16 protein-coding genes are annotated in these 16,105 nt (G+C 61.9%); 12 read left to right on the forward strand and 4 right to left on the reverse strand.

Annotation, left to right across the window (positions count from 1 at the left end; all coding sequences use genetic code 11):
• The first annotated feature begins 152 nt into the window (after positions 1–152).
• From H621_RS0111655 to H621_RS0111685, 7 genes are all read left to right on the forward strand, one after another.
• Positions 153–866 carry a response regulator transcription factor gene (locus H621_RS0111655; protein ID WP_028943572.1) on the forward strand — a complete coding sequence of 238 codons (714 nt, stop codon included), beginning with the start codon at positions 153–155 and terminating at the stop codon, positions 864–866.
• 1 nt (position 867) lies between these two features.
• Complete coding sequence (locus tag H621_RS27060; RefSeq protein ID WP_245219058.1) at positions 868–2,286, forward strand: histidine kinase sensor domain-containing protein; 1,419 nt, start codon at positions 868–870, stop codon at positions 2,284–2,286.
• A 35-nt stretch (positions 2,287–2,321) separates the two neighbouring features.
• Positions 2,322–3,224, forward strand: a complete 903-nt coding sequence (gene cysM, locus H621_RS0111665) for a cysteine synthase CysM (RefSeq protein ID WP_028943573.1) — start codon at positions 2,322–2,324, stop codon at positions 3,222–3,224.
• Positions 3,224–4,582: a 23S rRNA (uracil(1939)-C(5))-methyltransferase RlmD gene (rlmD, locus tag H621_RS0111670; RefSeq protein WP_028943574.1), complete on the forward strand. Its 1,359-nt coding sequence runs from the start codon at positions 3,224–3,226 to the stop codon at positions 4,580–4,582. Before cysM ends, rlmD begins: the two co-directional genes overlap by 1 nt.
• A gap of 99 nt (positions 4,583–4,681) precedes the next feature.
• Positions 4,682–6,922 (forward strand): GTP diphosphokinase, encoded by a 2,241-nt coding sequence (gene relA / locus H621_RS0111675; protein WP_028943575.1) that lies wholly within the window; start codon positions 4,682–4,684, stop codon positions 6,920–6,922.
• Positions 6,923–7,000: 78 nt separating this feature from the next.
• On the forward strand, positions 7,001–7,831 hold the full coding sequence (gene mazG, locus H621_RS0111680) for a nucleoside triphosphate pyrophosphohydrolase (RefSeq protein WP_028943576.1): 831 nt from the start codon (positions 7,001–7,003) through the stop codon (positions 7,829–7,831).
• 25 nt (positions 7,832–7,856) lie between these two features.
• Entirely contained in the window at positions 7,857–8,396 is a 540-nt protein-coding gene (locus H621_RS0111685) for a DUF2058 domain-containing protein (protein WP_028943577.1), read from the forward strand.
• 46 nt (positions 8,397–8,442) lie between these two features.
• On the opposite strand, the gene H621_RS0111690 is transcribed toward H621_RS0111685, so the two are convergent.
• The 4 genes from H621_RS0111690 to purM form a co-directional block, all read right to left on the reverse strand.
• Complete coding sequence (locus H621_RS0111690; protein ID WP_028943578.1) at positions 8,443–8,625, reverse strand: hypothetical protein; 183 nt, start codon at positions 8,623–8,625, stop codon at positions 8,443–8,445.
• Between the two features lie 232 nt (positions 8,626–8,857).
• Positions 8,858–9,568 (reverse strand): DUF3108 domain-containing protein, encoded by a 711-nt coding sequence (locus H621_RS0111695; RefSeq protein ID WP_028943579.1) that lies wholly within the window; start codon positions 9,566–9,568, stop codon positions 8,858–8,860.
• An 8-nt stretch (positions 9,569–9,576) separates the two neighbouring features.
• Positions 9,577–10,230, reverse strand: a complete 654-nt coding sequence (gene purN, locus H621_RS0111700) for a phosphoribosylglycinamide formyltransferase (RefSeq protein ID WP_028943580.1) — start codon at positions 10,228–10,230, stop codon at positions 9,577–9,579.
• Complete coding sequence (gene purM, locus H621_RS0111705; protein ID WP_028943581.1) at positions 10,230–11,288, reverse strand: phosphoribosylformylglycinamidine cyclo-ligase; 1,059 nt, start codon at positions 11,286–11,288, stop codon at positions 10,230–10,232. Before purM ends, purN begins: the two co-directional genes overlap by 1 nt.
• Positions 11,289–11,631: 343 nt before the next feature.
• On the opposite strand from purM, the gene H621_RS0111710 reads away from it, so the two are divergent.
• The 5 genes from H621_RS0111710 to H621_RS0111730 all read left to right on the forward strand — a co-directional run bounded on the left by H621_RS0111710 (position 11,632) and on the right by H621_RS0111730 (position 16,085).
• Positions 11,632–12,699: a DUF2066 domain-containing protein gene (locus H621_RS0111710; protein WP_028943582.1), complete on the forward strand. Its 1,068-nt coding sequence runs from the start codon at positions 11,632–11,634 to the stop codon at positions 12,697–12,699.
• Between the two features lie 25 nt (positions 12,700–12,724).
• On the forward strand, positions 12,725–13,798 hold the full coding sequence (locus H621_RS0111715; RefSeq protein WP_028943583.1) for an AI-2E family transporter: 1,074 nt from the start codon (positions 12,725–12,727) through the stop codon (positions 13,796–13,798).
• A 157-nt stretch (positions 13,799–13,955) separates the two neighbouring features.
• Positions 13,956–14,660 (forward strand): DnaA regulatory inactivator Hda, encoded by a 705-nt coding sequence (gene hda / locus H621_RS0111720; protein ID WP_028943584.1) that lies wholly within the window; start codon positions 13,956–13,958, stop codon positions 14,658–14,660.
• A 127-nt stretch (positions 14,661–14,787) separates the two neighbouring features.
• A complete protein-coding gene (locus H621_RS0111725) occupies positions 14,788–15,420 on the forward strand; it encodes a C40 family peptidase (RefSeq protein WP_028943585.1) in 633 nt (210 codons plus the stop codon).
• A 134-nt stretch (positions 15,421–15,554) separates the two neighbouring features.
• Positions 15,555–16,085: a C40 family peptidase gene (locus H621_RS0111730; RefSeq protein WP_028943586.1), complete on the forward strand. Its 531-nt coding sequence runs from the start codon at positions 15,555–15,557 to the stop codon at positions 16,083–16,085.
• Positions 16,086–16,105: the final 20 nt, after the last annotated feature.

Below are 16,105 nucleotides of genomic sequence, written 5' to 3' on the forward strand. Positions count from 1 at the left end.
AAAAGTACCGCGCCTTTCAGTGCAATGCACTCATTTGTATCTACTTTTGACGTAGTTGGGTGCCCAGGTGGCGTATACACGAGCAGTTACAGGTTGCCTGGCGGGAGCAATTACCCAATAATCGCGTGATTGAGAATTGCTAGCACCCGCCAATGAATCCCGCTATTAATGCTTCCAACATTCTTGCCATCGAGGACGATCCGGTCCTGGGGGCTTATTTGCACGAAGAGCTGCAGCGTGGCGGCTTCTCGGTCACCTGGTGCAAGAACGGTCGCGAGGGCCTGGATGTTGCCCGCGAGTCGCGTTTTGACGTGGTGCTGATGGACATCCTGCTGCCCGGCCTGAATGGCCTGGATGTGCTGGCAAAACTGCGCGAAAGCACCTCGATACCGGTGATCCTGATGTCTGCCCTGGGTGCCGAAGCAGACCGCATCACCGGATTCCAGCGTGGTGCTGACGACTATTTGCCCAAGCCCTTCAGCATGGCGGAGCTCAAGGTGCGGATTGAAGCGATCCTGCGGCGCGTGGCGCTCGAGCGCCGACATCAACAACCCATCAGCTCAGGCAGCGGCGAGCTGCAGTTCGACGAGCATGCCTGTGACGTGTGTTGCGCCGGGCAGTGGGCCGGGCTGACCTTGAGCGAGTTCCGGTTGCTCGACATCCTGCACCGCAGTCATGAAGAAGTATTGAGCAAACCCTTCCTTTATCAGCAGGTCCTGCAGCGCGGATATGCCCGTCATGACCGCAGCCTGGATATGCATGTCAGTCAGATCCGCCGCAAACTCAAGGCCATCGGCTACCAGGAACGTGAGGTGCGTACCGTCTGGGGCAAGGGCTACGTGCTCAGCGCCAGTGAGGTCAGCTAAGGTGCCCAATCGTCATTCGCTGTTTTGGAAACTGGCGATTTTGCTGGTCGGTTTCTGCCTGTTGATGATCGGCCTGAGCTGGACCTGGGGCCGACACATGGAGACCCAGAACGCCTTTCTCTCCGATGAAGCCCGGGGCACGCTTGCCACCTATGCCGCCGAGGCCGAGCAGGCCTGGAAGCGGGGTGGGCGACAAGGGGTCGATGATTGGCTGGCGACCATGGCCGCCAGGGAGTCGATCTGGATGGCAGTGGTCGGGCCTGACCTGCAATCGTTGAGCAGTACGCCCTTGACGCCTGATCAAAGCCGCAAAATGACCTTTCTGCGCGGTATCGATTGGCCCGTGAGTCGACGGGTGACCGGCTTGCCCTGGATGCGCCTGCCTTTTGTGGAGCACCCGGAGCAGGGGCTGCTGGTCATCGAGTTGCCGCAGCGCTTGCTTCCCGGGCAGTACCGGTTGTTCTGGCAGATCATGACCAACGGCATCATTCCCGGGCTGTTCACCCTGCTGCTGTGCGTGGGCTTGTACCGCATGCTGATCATGCCGCTTATCCAGTTGCGCGAGCAGGCCAAAGCCTGGCGCGCCGATCAGCTTTCGGCGCGGGTGGCCAGCAGCACCACCAGCCGTAATGACGAGCTGGGCGAACTGGGCCGGGCATTCGATGACATGGCCGAGCGCCTGCAAGGGACGGTGGCGCTTCAGCAACAACTGCTGCGCGATCTTTCCCATGAACTGCGCACACCCCTGAGCCGACTGCGGGTGGCCTGCGAAGGGGAGGCTGATGCCGAACAACTGCGTGAACGTCTGGGCCGCGAGGTCGACTGCATGCAGCGCCTGGTCGAGGACGCCCTGCAACTGGCCTGGCTCGATACCGAGCGGGCACCGCCGAGCAAGGAACCGATCCAGGTCCAGGCCCTGTGGGAAATGCTGGCCGAGGATGCGTGTTTTGAAAGTACCTGGCCCGCCGGGCAATTGCATTGCGCGCTGGATGCGTCCTGCTGGGTACAGGGCAATCTCAACAGCCTGGCCCAGGCGTTCGAGAACATTTTGCGCAATGCCATTCGCCATTCACCGGCCAACGGGGTGATCCGCCTGGACGGTCGGCGCCAGGGCGATCACTGGCTGCTATGGCTTGAAGACCAGGGCGGCGGGGTAGCCGAGGCGGACCTCGAGCGGATCTTTGCGCCGTTCACCCGGCTTGATGGCTCGCGTCCTGGAGATGGTGGTTTTGGCCTGGGCTTGAGCATTGCCCGCAACGCTGTCGTGCGCCAGGGGGGGCGGCTCTGGGCACAGAACAACGGGCAGGGGCTGCGCTTGAATATCCTTTTGCCCGTCGCATCGCCATTCCCGCAGCTTATAGCTGGGAGCTATAACACCAACACATTGCGTGATATGGGCAAAACCGGTTTGCCGGTATGATAGGCGCCCCCGCAGTCTGGATTGCGAACTACGCCATGACCTTGCAGTACCCAACCATCGCCGATTGCGTCGGCAACACGCCTCTGGTCCGCCTGCAACGCATTGCCGGCCAGACCAGTAACACCCTCCTGCTCAAGCTTGAAGGCAACAACCCGGCAGGTTCGGTCAAGGACCGGCCGGCGTTGTCGATGATCACCCACGCTGAGTTGCGCGGGCAGATCAAACCGGGCGACACCCTGATCGAAGCGACCTCGGGCAACACCGGGATCGCCCTGGCCATGGCGGCGGCGATCAAGGGTTACAAGATGATCCTGATCATGCCCGACAACTCCAGTGCCGAGCGCAAGGCTGCGATGACCGCCTATGGCGCCGAGCTGATCCTGGTCAGCAAGGAAGAAGGTATGGAAGGTGCTCGCGACTTGGCTGATCGGCTGCAGGCTGAAGGTCGTGGCCTGGTGCTCGACCAGTTCGGCAATGGCGACAATCCTGAAGCCCACTATGTGAGCACCGGCCCCGAGATCTGGCGCCAGACCCAGGGCACCATTACCCATTTCGTCAGTTCCATGGGTACCACTGGCACCATCATGGGCTGCTCGCGCTACCTCAAGGAGCAGAACCCGGCCGTGCAGATCGTAGGCTTGCAGCCAATGGAAGGCTCGGCGATTCCGGGTATCCGTCGCTGGCCCGAGGAATACCTGCCCAAGATCTACCAGGCCGATCGCGTTGATCGCGTGGTCGACATGGCGCAGAGCGAAGCCGAAGAAACCACGCGTCGCCTGGCCCGAGAAGAAGGCATTTTCTGCGGCGTGTCCTCCGGTGGTGCAGTGGCGGCGATGTTGCGCCTGTCCCACGAGCTGGAAAACGCCGTCATCGTGGCGATCATTTGCGACCGTGGCGACCGTTACCTGTCGACCGGCATTTTTGACGCGGCGAACTGATGTCCAAAAGTAAACGCAACAGCGGCCTGCGCTTTCAGCCGGCCGGCGGCAGCCGCACTCCCCAAGTGCCTACCGGCAAGAAGCAGCGCCTGCGTATCGAGCGCCTGGCCGGTGACGGCCGTGGCATTGCCTTTCTCGAAGGACGCACTTGGTTCGTCAGCGGTGCGCTGGCCGGGGAAGAGGTCGAGGCACGTGTGCTCAATGCCCATGGCAAGGTCGTTGAAGCGCGCCTGGAGCGGGTCTTCACGGCAAGCCCGGATCGCCGCGAAGCGCCCTGCAAGCATTTTGACCGTTGCGGCGGCTGCAATCTTCAGCACCTGCCCCATGTTGATCAACTGGCCCTCAAGCAGCGACTGCTGGCAGAACAGCTGCAGCGGGTTGCCGGGGTCGTGCCCGAACGGTGGGCGACGCCGCTGAGCGGCCCGGAGTTTGGCTACCGGCGTCGTGCCCGGGTGGCCGTGCGCTGGGATGCCAAGGCAAAGAAACTCGATGTCGGTTTCCGTGCCGAAGCCAGCCAGGACATCGTCGCCATTGATGATTGCCCGGTACTGGTACAACCCTTGCAATCGATCATGCGTCACCTGCCTATGCTTCTGCAGAGCTTGAGCAAGCCGCAGGTGGTCGGTCATGTCGAGTTGTTCAGTGGCACGGCGGTGGCTTTGCTGTTGCGTCATACCGGCCCGTTGGGCGAGGGCGACCTGGCCCGCCTGCAGGCATTTTGCAACGAGGCAGAGGTGCAGCTGTGGCTGCAGGGTGACGGTGAACCTTCCCCGGTCGATGCCGGTCAGACCCTGGGTTTCGCCCTGGCACCGTGGGACCTGGAGCTGGCTTACCGGCCGGGCGACTTCGTTCAGGTCAACGCTGTGGTCAATACGGCAATGATCGAGCAGGCACTGGCCTGGTTGGCGCCGCAAGCGGATGAGCGCGTACTGGACCTGTTCTGTGGCCTGGGCAACTTTGCCCTGCCGCTGGCCCGCCAGGCGCGTGAAGTCGTGGCGGTCGAAGGTGTGCAGGCAATGGTGGAGCGAGCAGAGGCCAATGCTCGGAGCAACAATTTGCATAACACCCGATTTTTTCAGGCCGATTTATCGCAGCCTTTGTCTGCCTCTGGCTGGGCCGCTGGAGGCTTTTCTGCGGTACTCTTGGACCCACCCCGAGACGGTGCCTACGAGGTTGTGAGAAAAATCTCAGACCTTGGGGCGAAACGTCTGGTGTATGTATCGTGCAACCCGGCGACCTTGGCCCGTGACACGCTTGAGCTGGTCAGGCAGGGGTACCGGTTAAAATGTGCCGGGATTCTCGACATGTTTCCTCAGACGGCGCATGTCGAAGCCATGGCGTTATTCGAAGCGGGCTAGCAAGGCTGGCGCGTTCGGCGCTGCACCTTGGGTCCGGCAGGGGCAGCACCAGTGAGATCAAGCGCATCACGTATGCGCTGTAGGGAAAGGTAAACAAAGATGGTACAGGTGAGAGTGCACCAGCCGGTCAACACCGACGGCAGTATCAATCTCGAAGCATGGCTGGATCATGTGGTGAGCGTCGACCTGGCGCTGGACCGTGAGGCCCTAAAGGGGGCTTGCGAGTTCGCCCAGGAAGTCGAGAAAAAGGGCAACCCGGCCAAGCATTCCTGGGCCGACGGTACCTCAAGCTTCCAGGCCGGCCTGGAAATTGCCGAAATTCTTGCCGACCTCAAGCTCGACCAGGATTCGTTGGTCGCGGCAGTGATCTACCGCGCAGTACGTGAAGGCAAGGTGACCTTGGCCGAAGTCGGTCAGCGCTTTGGCCCGGTAGTGTCCAAGTTGATCGACGGTGTGCTGCGCATGGCCGCGATCAGCGCCAGTCTCAGCCCGCGCCAGTCGTTGGTGCTTGGTTCCCAGGCGCAGGTCGAGAACCTGCGCAAGATGCTCGTGGCGATGGTCGACGATGTCCGAGTGGCACTGATCAAGCTGGCCGAGCGGACCTGCGCCATTCGCGCGGTCAAGGGGGCTGACGATGAGAAGCGTCATCGCGTCGCCCGCGAAGTATTCGACATCTACGCCCCGCTGGCGCACCGCCTGGGCATCGGTCATATCAAGTGGGAGCTGGAAGACCTGTCCTTCCGCTACCTGGAACCCGATCAGTACAAACAGATCGCCAAGCTGTTGCACGAGCGCCGGCTGGACCGCGAGCGCTTTATCAGCGACGTGATGAACCAGTTGCAGAACGAGCTGCTGGCCACCGGGGTCAAGGCCGACATCAGCGGCCGGGCCAAGCACATCTATTCGATCTGGCGCAAAATGCAGCGCAAGGGCCTGGAGTTCAGCCAGATCTACGACGTGCGCGCGGTGCGCGTGCTGGTTCCGGAGATGCGCGATTGCTATACCGCGCTCGGAATCGTGCATACCCTGTGGCGGCATATCCCCAAGGAATTCGACGACTACATTGCCAACCCCAAGGAGAACGGCTACCGCTCCTTGCACACTGCGGTGATCGGCCCTGAGGGCAAGGTGCTCGAGGTGCAGATCCGCACCCATGCCATGCACGAAGAAGCCGAACTGGGTGTATGTGCGCACTGGCGCTACAAAGGCACCGACGTCAAGCCAAGCTCCAACCACTACGAAGAGAAGATCTCCTGGCTGCGCCAGGTGCTGGAGTGGCACGAGGAGTTGGGCGACATCGGGGGGCTGGCCGAACAGCTGCGAGTCGATATCGAGCCGGACCGGGTGTACGTCTTCACCCCGGATGGCCATGCCATCGACCTGCCCAAGGGCGCCACGCCGCTGGACTTCGCCTACCGGGTACACACCGAAATCGGTCACAACTGCCGGGGCGCGAAGATCAACGGGCGCATCGTGCCGCTCAACTACAGCCTGCAGACCGGTGAGCAGGTCGAGATCATCACCAGCAAGCACGGCAACCCCAGCCGAGACTGGTTGAACTCGAACCTGGGCTATGTCACCACGTCGCGTGCGCGGGCCAAGATCGTCCACTGGTTCAAGTTGCAAGCGCGCGACCAGAACGTCGCCGCCGGCAAGACCCTGCTCGAACGTGAACTCAATCGCCTGGGCCTGCCGCAGGTTGATTTCGACCGGCTTGCCGACAAGGCCAACCTGCGCACTGCCGAAGACATGTTCGCCTCCCTCGGGGCTGGCGACCTGCGCCTGGCGCACCTGGTCAATGCGGCCCAGCAACTGGTCGAGCCTGAGCGCAGCGACCACGTCGAGTTGGTGCCACGCAAGGCCACCGGCTACAAGCCGGGCAAGCGCGGCGATATCCAGATCCAGGGTGTCGGCAACCTGCTGACGCAAATGGCCGGTTGCTGCCAGCCGTTGCCGGGCGACGCAATTGTCGGCTACATCACCGTCGGCCGTGGCGTGACCATCCACCGACAGGACTGCGCCTCGGTGCTGCAGCTGGCAGGGCGCGAACCGGAACGGATCATTCAGGTCAGCTGGGGCCCGGTGCCGGTGCAAACTTATCCGGTGGATATCATCATCCGTGCCTACGACCGTCCGGGCTTGCTGCGTGATGTCTCCCAGGTTCTGCTCAACGAGCGGATCAACGTACTGGCGGTCAACACCCGCTCGAACAAGGAAGACAACACCGCGCTGATGTCGCTGACCATCGAGATTCCGGGCCTTGATGCGCTTGGGCGCTTGCTGGGGCGGATCTCGCAGTTGCCGAACATCATCGAGACGCGGCGTAACCGTACGCCCTAAAGTCGTTATCGTGGGGCAAGCCCGCTCCTAAAGTAGGAGCGGGCTTGCCCCGCGATGCGACCACAGCAGAGAACAACGATGTACACCCTAGACGACCTGCTCCACCTCATGGCCCGGCTGCGTGACCCGCAGTATGGTTGTCCGTGGGACCTCAAGCAGACCTACGCGACCATCATCCCCTACACCCTCGAAGAAGCCTACGAGGTGGCCGATGCCATCGAGCGCAGCGATTTCGAGCACCTGCAGGGCGAGTTGGGCGACCTGTTGTTCCAGGTGGTCTACTACAGCCAACTGGCTCGGGAAGAAGGCCGCTTCGAGTTCGCCGGCGTGATCGACAGCATCACCCGCAAGCTGATCCGCCGTCATCCGCATGTGTTCCCCACCGGCGAGCTGTATGCGCCGCTGGATACACCGAAGCTCGACGAAGCCCAGGTCAAGCAGCGCTGGGAACAGATCAAGGCCCAGGAGCGGGCGGAGAAGGGCATTCCCGAACAGCTTTCGCTGCTCGATGATGTGCCGGCTGCCTTGCCCGCGCTGTCCCGGTCGGCCAAGTTGCAAAAGCGCGCGGCTCAGGTCGGCTTTGACTGGCCCGATGCATTGCCGGTGCTCGACAAGGTGCGTGAGGAGCTCGATGAAGTGCTCCAGGCCATGGCCGAAGACGACAGCGTGGCGCTGGCCGACGAACTGGGCGACCTGTTGTTCGCCACGGTCAACCTGGCCCGGCACCTGAAGGTCGATCCGGAAAACGCCCTGCGCGGGGCCAACCAGAAATTTGAACGACGCTTTCGTTTCATCGAACAGGCATTGCGCGACATGGGCCGTCCGATTGAAGATTGCACCCTCGAAGACATGGACGCGCTCTGGGGCGAAGCCAAACGTCAAGAAAAGAACCTGCCCAGCTGCGGCTGAGCTGAAGCACATAAGTGAGTGAACGATGAGCCTTTCCCTTCGCGACCAATTGCTCAAAGCCGGTCTGGTCAACCAGAAGCAGGTCAAGCAGGTCAGTAAAGAGCAGAAGAAGCAAAAACGCCTGGAGCACAAAGGCCAGGTCGAAGTCGACGACACCCAGCAGCGTCTGGCCCGCGATGCCATGGCCGAAAAAGCCAAGCGCGACCAGGAGCTCAACCGCCAGCAGCAGGAGAAGGCCGAGCAGAAGGCCCGTGCCGCCCAGGTCAAGCAGTTGATCGAAGTGTCGCGCCTGCCCAAGCTGACCACCGAGGACTACTACAACTTCGTCGACGACAAGAAGGTCAAGCGTCTGTCGGTCAACGCCCTGATGCGCAGTAAGCTGAGCAGCGGTTCGCTGGCCATCGTTGCCCACGGCGGTGGCTATGAAGTGATTCCGCGCGAAGCGGCACTGAAGATCCAGGAGCGCGACCCCAAGCGCATTGTCCTGCTCAACACCCAGGTGGAAGCGCCGGACGCCGATGATCCCTACGCCGCCTACGTGATCCCTGACGATCTGATGTGGTAACAACGACAAACCCCGCTTCGGCGGGGTTTGTGTTTTCTGGAGGGGGTTATTCCTGTTGCTGGCGGGCTTCGAGGAATTCCAGTTCGATACGGTAGTTGTGGGCTTCATGTTCATCGTGGAACATGCCGACCCATTCGTTCTGCTGGTGCACATCCCAGATGCGCAGGCCTGCTGCAAGGCTTTCGTAGGTCATTTTGGTTTCATCGCGCTCAGTTACTTTGACAGTCATCTGCAAACTCCACTTTCAGTTAACTGCGGCACCGTGTCGCAGGTCTCTTTTATAGAGTTTGATAGCTGGCTAAGTAAATGCTTGGCCCATGAAACATCTTTCATGTACTTGTGTGGGGCGGGCTTGGGCCGTGATGCGATGGGCCTGAGGGCATGCTGTCGCGGGACAAGCCCGCGCCCACACAGGCACAAAAAACCCCGCACGGGGCGGGGTTCGGGATACAACGGGTCACTCAGTTGCCTTTGACCGACCTGCCGTCCACCGTACCGTCCTGCAGCACGATCACGTACTCCTTGCCGTCGGTTTCGACCTGGCGCAGTTGCACCAGCAGGTAGTCCCAGTCCTTGGCGAACCACAGCTCGGTGATGCGCTTGCTCTGGCTCGGATCGCGTACGCGCTCGACCTTGATGGCATCGACCTGGCCGGTCTTGGTGGTGACTTTTTCGGTGCCCAGGACGCGGAAGTCATAGGTGTCGATTTCGTCGCCGTCGACCACCTGGTAGCTCACGCTTTTCTTGCCGGCTGCGATGTCATGCTGCAGGGCCAGCTGATAGGTTGACTTGTCCAGCACGCCACGGTTGAGTGGCAGGTTGATCGCGTCACCACGGTCGGAGCCGGTGATCTTCTTGCTGGTCCAGTCAAAGTCCAGGTCGACTTTCTTGGCCTTGCCCAGGCCGCCACGCTCGAAGTGGTAGGACTGTGGCAGCAAGGTGTCCTTGTCCAGGCGCAGGGTACTTTGCTCGGTCAGGCTGGCGATCATCATCGATGCCTTGAAGTTGAGGCTCCAGGTACCGTTGGCGTTCTTTTCCAGGCTGCGCTCGGCGGTGCCGCTCATGGGCAGCTGTTTCCAGTCGGCGGTGTAGCTGGCCGAGAAGGGCTTCAGATCAGCTGCCTGCAGCGGCAGTGCGAGCACGGCTAGAGCTAAGAGCAGGGCACGACGCATATTATCTCCTAGGGTCGAATCAAGTGGCCGCTGGCCGCCAAGGGCTGGTCATCCAGTAGAGCACCGTGTTCACCCAGGCGCAAACGGCCTTCGGCGAACCAGTGCACGGCCAGCGGGTAAATCTGATGTTCCTGGCTGTGAACCCTTTGCGCCAGGGTTTCTGGCGTGTCATCCAACTCTACCGGTATTACTGCCTGTACGACCAGCGGCCCGCCGTCGAGTTCCTCGGTCACGAAGTGCACGCTGCAGCCGTGCTCCTTGTCACCTGCCTCGAGGGCGCGTTGATGGGTATGCAGGCCCTTGTACTTGGGCAGCAGGGACGGGTGGATGTTCAGCAGGCGACCTTGGTAGTGACGGACGAAGCCGGCACTGAGAATACGCATGAAACCGGCCAGCACCACCAGCTGTGGCTGGTAACCGTCGATCAGTTCTACCAGTGCCGCGTCGAAGGCCTCGCGGCCCTCGAAGGCCTTGTGGTCGAGTACGGCGGTGTCGATGCCGGCCTGCTGCGCACGCTGCAGGCCGTAGGCGTCGGCACGGTTGGAGATGACCGCGCGGATCCGCACCGGGCTGTCGCCGGTGCGGATGCTGTCGATCAAGGCTTGCAGGTTACTGCCGGTGCCAGACAGCAGCACCACGACATCACAAGGCTTGCTCGGCATCAGTGCGCCTTGACGTTCTTCAGTTCGACCTGGGCTGCGCCTTCGGCGGCAACGCCGATCTGGCCGATGACCCATGGCTGCTCGCCAGCGGTGCGCAGAACGTTCAGGGCATTTTCGACCTGGTCCTGGGCCACGCAGATGACCATGCCGACGCCGCAGTTCAGTACGCGGTGCATTTCGTGCTCGTCGACGTTGCCTTGTTGTTGCAGCCAGTCGAATACCGCCGGACGTACCCAGCTGGCAACGTCAACAACAGCCTGGGAGCCTTTTGGCAGAACGCGCGGAATGTTGTCGAGCAGGCCGCCACCGGTGATGTGGGCCATGGCCTTGACCGCGCCGGTTTCCTTGATCAGCTGCAGCAGCGGCTTGACGTAGATGCGGGTAGGGGCCATCAACAGTTCGGTCAGTGGCGTGCCGTCGAGCTGGATGCTCTCGATGTCGGCGCCGGAAACTTCGATGATCTTGCGGATCAGCGAGTAGCCGTTGGAGTGCGGGCCGGACGACGGCAGGGCGATCAGGGCGTCACCGGTGGCAACCTTGGAGCCGTCGATGATTTCGGCCTTTTCCACGACGCCGACGCAGAAGCCGGCCAGGTCGTAGTCTTCGCCTTCGTACATGCCAGGCATTTCAGCGGTCTCACCGCCTACCAGCGAGCAGCCTGCCAGTTCGCAGCCAGCGCCGATGCCGGTGACCACGGTGGCCGCGACGTCAACGTTCAGCTTGCCGGTGGCGTAGTAGTCGAGGAAGAACAGTGGCTCGGCGCCGCAGACCACCAGGTCGTTGACGCACATGGCGACCAGGTCCTGGCCGATGCTGTCGTGCTTGTTCAGGTTCAGCGCCAGGCGCAGCTTGGTGCCGACGCCGTCGGTACCGGAGACCAGAACCGGCTGTTTGTAGCCGGCCGGGATTTCGCAGAGGGCGCCAAAACCGCCCAGGCCGCCCATGACTTCCGGGCGCGCCGTGCGCTTGGCAACGCCTTTGATGCGTTCGACCAATGCTTCACCGGCGTCGATGTCTACACCGGCGTCCTTGTAGCTCAGGGAGGGTTGCTTGCTCATGATCCAGGCCTTTAGGGGGGAGGGATTCGGGGGAATCGACCGTGACCTGCCAGGCAAGGCGGAGGGTAATCCGGCTGCCTGACCGTCGCCGGTCTGCGAAGGCGCGCGATTTTATCAGGGTTGCCCGGTAGCGGCCATCCTCAGGCCGACGGCAGGGGCCCTGATCAGCTAAAAAAGACGCTTTGGCGGCCCGCGACTGGTTGCCGGGGCATAGGCTGTATAAGGTATAGCAAAGGCGATGAGGCGAAATTATGGCCCGGGCCGAATGTTTTTCAGGGTGCTGCTGTCATACCCGCACAGGCCCATGAGCACCGCTTCTTTATTACCAGGACAGGAATCCTCCATGCATTTGCGTAAATACCTGGCCGTTGGCTGTCTTGCCTTGTTTGGATTGTGCGCCCAGGCCGAGACTGTCTCCGGCCTGTATCAGGTCCGTGAACCGGTCAATGGCCAAGGTGCCGAAGCCCGCACCGAGGCCACCGGAAAAGCCCTTGAAACCCTCGTGTTGCGCCTGACCGGCGACCCCAAGGCCGCGCAGAGCCCAGCCCTGGCGGGGTTGCGCAAGGACCCGCAACAGATCATCAGCCAGTTCGGCTTCGAGGCCGGCCCACCTGAAACCGTGCTGGTGGACTTCGACCCCGGCAGTACCGAGCGCACCTTGCGCCAGGCCGGGCTGGCGCTGTGGGGCAACAACCGGCCGTCGATCCTGACGTGGTGGTTGAACGACAGCATCGAAGGCTCGAGCCTGGTGGGCGATGGCCAGAGCAGCGCAGCACCCCTGCGCCGCGCCGCGCAGCACCGGGGCCTGCCGCTGCGCCTGCCGCTGGCTGATCTGAATGAACAATTGGTCGGGACCGCCAAGAACCTCGAGGGCGCGGACCCTGCGCCGCTGCGCGGTGCTTCCGAGCGCTATGGCGCCGATGCGCTACTGGCGGTGCATGCCACCGAAGCCGACGGCAAGTGGCAGGGTACTTGGCGCCTGTGGCTGGGCGAGCAACTGGAGCAGGGCAAGGTTGAAGCCGCCGATCAGGCCGCTCTGGCGGATGCGGTGATGCTGGCGGTGAGCAGCCGCCTGGCGCCACGCTTTGTCACCCGCCCGGGTGCCAGCAGCGATATGCAGGTCCAGGTCCAGGGCATGAACCTTGCGCGCTACGCCGAGCTGGGGCGGGTACTGGAACCCTATGGTGCGCGGATCAAGTTGGTCGAGGGCGACACCATGACCTACAAGGTCACGGGCAACAGCGATCAGTTGCGCGCCCAGTTGGGCCTGGCCAAGCTCCAGGAACTGCCCGCCGAGTCGCCTGCACCTGCACCTGCACCTGCACCTGCACCTGGCACCGACCCGGCTAATCCCGGGGCGACCCAGGCTGTTGCGCCAAAACCGTTCAACGGGTTGCGTTTTCGTTGGTAATTGCTGATCTGGCCTGGAGCCTTTAATGACTGATATGCGTCGCTGGGTGTGGCTCGGCGTAGCGTTGCTGTGTGCTGCGCTGTTGTACTGGCTGCACCCGATCCTTTCGCCGTTCCTGGTCGGCATTCTGCTGGCCTACCTGGCTGACCCGATGGTCGATCGCCTGGAGCGGGCAGGGCTGTCTCGTACGTGGGGCGTGGTAGTGGTGTTTGCACTGTTTACCCTGTTGCTCACGCTCTTGCTGCTGGTGCTGGTGCCGATGCTGGCCAAACAGTTGGTACGCCTCTATGAGCTGGCGCCGCAGATGCTCGACTGGTTGCAGCACGAGGCCTTGCCCTTCGTGCAGGCCCGCCTGGGGCTGGCCGATGGCTTCTGGAAGTTCGACAAGATCAAGGCCGCCATCAGCGGGCATATGGGGCAGACCTCCGACATTGTCGGCATGATTCTCTCCCATGCCACGGCCTCGGGGTTGGCCCTGCTGGCCTGGCTGGCCAACCTGGTGCTGATTCCGGTGGTGAGCTTCTATCTGTTGCGCGACTGGGACCTGATGATGGCCAAGATCCGAGGCCTGTTGCCGCGCCAGCGCGAGGCGCAGGCGGTGGCGCTGGCGGGTGAATGCCATGAAGTGCTGGGCGCGTTTGTCCGCGGCCAGTTACTGGTGATGGTGGCGCTGGGTGTTATCTATGCCTCCGGCCTGATGCTGGTGGGGCTGGAGCTTGGCCTGTTGATCGGGGTGCTGGCGGGGCTCGCGGCCATCGTGCCGTACATGGGCTTCATCGTCGGAATTGGCGCGGCGATGATCGCCGGGTTGTTCCAGTTCGGTGGCGACCCGTATCCATTGCTCGGTATCGCGGCGGTGTTCATGGTCGGCCAGGCCCTGGAGGGCATGGTCCTGACCCCGCTGCTGGTAGGGGATCGAATCGGCCTGCACCCGGTGGCAGTGATTTTCGCCATTCTTGCCGGCGGCGAGTTGTTCGGTTTCACCGGGGTGCTGCTGGCGTTGCCGGTGGCCGCCGTGATCATGGTGCTGTTGCGGCACATGCACGACCTCTATAAAGAGTCGGATATTTACGGCGGTGAAATCGACCCGGATCTCTAGGTTGATAGCCAAGGGCTAGCATCGAATGTCTGTCGTCGATGCAAGCCTTTGATTTTACATGTGGTCCACGCCGATTGTGCGACTGGCGCCACGGGTATAAACTTTGCAGACTTTTCACAAAAGGCCCCTTGTGGTTCTTCGGAACTGCCCAGCCAGCATGAAACCGATCCAGTTGCCCCTAGGTGTGCGCCTGCGAGATGACGCCACCTTCATCAACTACTACCCGGGTGCCAACGCCGCCGCATTGGGCTACGTCGAGCGACTCTGCGAAGCCGACGCCGGCTGGACCGAAAGCCTGATCTACCTCTGGGGCAAGCAAGGTGTCGGGCGTACGCACTTGCTGCAGGCAGCTTGCCTGCGCTTCGAGCAGCTGGGCGAACCTGCCGTGTACCTGCCGCTGGCGCAACTGCTCGACCGTGGTGTCGAACTCCTGGATAACCTGGAACAGTACGAACTGGTCTGCCTGGATGACCTGCATGTGATCGCCGGCAAGCCGGAGTGGGAAGAAGCCATGTTCCACCTGTTCAATCGCCTGCGTGACAGCGGTCGCCGCCTGCTGCTGGCGGCCTCCAGCTCCCCCCGTGAACTGCCGATCAAGCTGGCTGACCTCAAGTCGCGCCTGACCATGGCGCTGATTTTCCAGATGCGTGCCTTGTCGGACGAAGACAAGCTGCGTGCCTTGCAGCTGCGTGCCTCACGACGCGGCCTGCACCTCACCGACGAAGTCGGGCATTTCATTCTCACCCGCGGTACCCGCAGCATGAGCGCGTTGTTCGATCTGCTCGAGCGCCTCGACCAAGCGTCCTTGCAGGCGCAACGCAAGCTGACTATCCCGTTTTTGAAGGAAACTTTGGGCTGGTAAAAGGCACGGGAAGGGCACTCCAGAGCCTCGGCACATAAAAGTCACATTTTTTTCGATTGAATTTGCAAATCGACCCGATAGAAGGCATAGTTTCCCCCTCTATCAAATCCAAGACACGGTCGTGCCCATGCTGAATCGCTTCGCACCCCTCGTGCCCCTCGCACTCGTGACCCTGCTCTTTGGCTGCGCGACCCAAGGTCCAGTATCGCAGCAGCAGGTCCACCAGCCGGTAACCGCTCAGGTTCTGTCCAAGTCCTCCACCGCATCGGTGTTCGAGGAAGAGCTGGCTACTGAAGAAGAACTCCAGGATTTCGCCAGCAGCAAGCCCTACCAGCTGCCAGCCCTGGCTGACAACATTCTCGAACGTGGCATGTCTCTGATCGGTACCCGCTACCGTTTCGGCGGCACCTCCGAGAACACCGGTTTTGATTGCAGCGGTTTCATCGGTTATCTGTTTCGCGAAGAGGCCGGCCTGAACCTGCCGCGCTCCACCCGCGAAATGATCAACGTGAAAGCGCCGCTGGTTTCGCGCAACAATCTCAAGCCTGGTGATCTGCTGTTCTTCAGCACCAACGGCCGTGGCCGTGTCAGCCACGCCGGTATCTACCTGGGCGATGACCAGTTCATCCACTCCAGCAGCCGCCGCAGCGGTGGCGTGCGCATCGACAAGCTCGGTGATCGCTACTGGAGCAAGACCTTTATCGAAGCAAAGCGCGCACTGGCGATGGCACCGACCGCCACCACCATTTCGCGCAACTGATCAAGCGTGTGTAGTACTCACGGCGACGTAGCTGAAAAGCGCGTCGCCGTGCGTGTTTACAGAAGTCGTCTAATCTAAATTCTCAACTATTTCCGGCCTTCCCGCCGGACGGCTTCCGACAGGATGTTCTGACCATGGCGATGAAGGCGCGCTTCGCTTTAATTTCCCTGCTGGCACTGCTCGGTGCCTGCTCGAGCCATGCCCCGTCTCCGCCCAAGGTGGTCGAGCCCGTGGTCATGGCGCCTCAGGTCTATTTCTCCCCGGTCGCTGAAGATGTGCTGTTTCGCGCGCTGGGCCTGGTGGGGACGCCCTATCGCTGGGGTGGCAATACACCGGATTCGGGGTTCGATTGCAGTGGCCTGATCGGCTACGTCTATCGCGATGCTGCCGGCATTTCGTTGCCTCGCTCCACCCGCGAAATGATCGGCATTCGTGCGCCCACGGTCGAGCGCAACGCTCTGCAGTCGGGTGACCTGGTGTTCTTTGCCACCAGCGGTGGTTCGCAGGTGAGCCATGCTGGCATCTATGTGGGCGAGGGACGTTTCGTTCATGCCCCGTCTGCAGGGGGCACGGTGCGGCTGGACTACCTGTCCAACAGTTATTGGCAGAAGGCCTACCTCAATGCCAAGCGGGTGTTGCCGCAGGCATTGGCGCGTAATCCCTGAACCCATCGCAGGGCAGGTGT

It is taken from the genome of Pseudomonas vranovensis DSM 16006, from assembly GCF_000425805.1.
GTDB lineage: Bacteria > Pseudomonadota > Gammaproteobacteria > Pseudomonadales > Pseudomonadaceae > Aquipseudomonas > Aquipseudomonas vranovensis.

What these genes read in the sequence shown, in the direction of transcription:
- purN (WP_028943580.1), bottom strand. Translation starts at nt 10,230, where the DNA reads ATGCCGAGCAAGCCTTGTGATGTCGTGGTGCTGCTGTCTGGCACCGGC.
- H621_RS0111655 (WP_028943572.1), top strand. Translation starts at nt 153, where the DNA reads ATGAATCCCGCTATTAATGCTTCCAACATTCTTGCCATCGAGGACGAT.
- purM (WP_028943581.1), bottom strand. Translation starts at nt 11,288, where the DNA reads ATGAGCAAGCAACCCTCCCTGAGCTACAAGGACGCCGGTGTAGACATC.
- H621_RS0111715 (WP_028943583.1), top strand. Translation starts at nt 12,725, where the DNA reads ATGACTGATATGCGTCGCTGGGTGTGGCTCGGCGTAGCGTTGCTGTGT.
- H621_RS0111685 (WP_028943577.1), top strand. Translation starts at nt 7,857, where the DNA reads ATGAGCCTTTCCCTTCGCGACCAATTGCTCAAAGCCGGTCTGGTCAAC.
- cysM (WP_028943573.1), top strand. Translation starts at nt 2,322, where the DNA reads ATGACCTTGCAGTACCCAACCATCGCCGATTGCGTCGGCAACACGCCT.
- H621_RS0111730 (WP_028943586.1), top strand. Translation starts at nt 15,555, where the DNA reads ATGGCGATGAAGGCGCGCTTCGCTTTAATTTCCCTGCTGGCACTGCTC.
- mazG (WP_028943576.1), top strand. Translation starts at nt 7,001, where the DNA reads ATGTACACCCTAGACGACCTGCTCCACCTCATGGCCCGGCTGCGTGAC.
- H621_RS0111690 (WP_028943578.1), bottom strand. Translation starts at nt 8,625, where the DNA reads ATGACTGTCAAAGTAACTGAGCGCGATGAAACCAAAATGACCTACGAA.
- relA (WP_028943575.1), top strand. Translation starts at nt 4,682, where the DNA reads ATGGTACAGGTGAGAGTGCACCAGCCGGTCAACACCGACGGCAGTATC.
- H621_RS0111710 (WP_028943582.1), top strand. Translation starts at nt 11,632, where the DNA reads ATGCATTTGCGTAAATACCTGGCCGTTGGCTGTCTTGCCTTGTTTGGA.
- rlmD (WP_028943574.1), top strand. Translation starts at nt 3,224, where the DNA reads ATGTCCAAAAGTAAACGCAACAGCGGCCTGCGCTTTCAGCCGGCCGGC.
- H621_RS0111725 (WP_028943585.1), top strand. Translation starts at nt 14,788, where the DNA reads ATGCTGAATCGCTTCGCACCCCTCGTGCCCCTCGCACTCGTGACCCTG.
- hda (WP_028943584.1), top strand. Translation starts at nt 13,956, where the DNA reads ATGAAACCGATCCAGTTGCCCCTAGGTGTGCGCCTGCGAGATGACGCC.
- H621_RS0111695 (WP_028943579.1), bottom strand. Translation starts at nt 9,568, where the DNA reads ATGCGTCGTGCCCTGCTCTTAGCTCTAGCCGTGCTCGCACTGCCGCTG.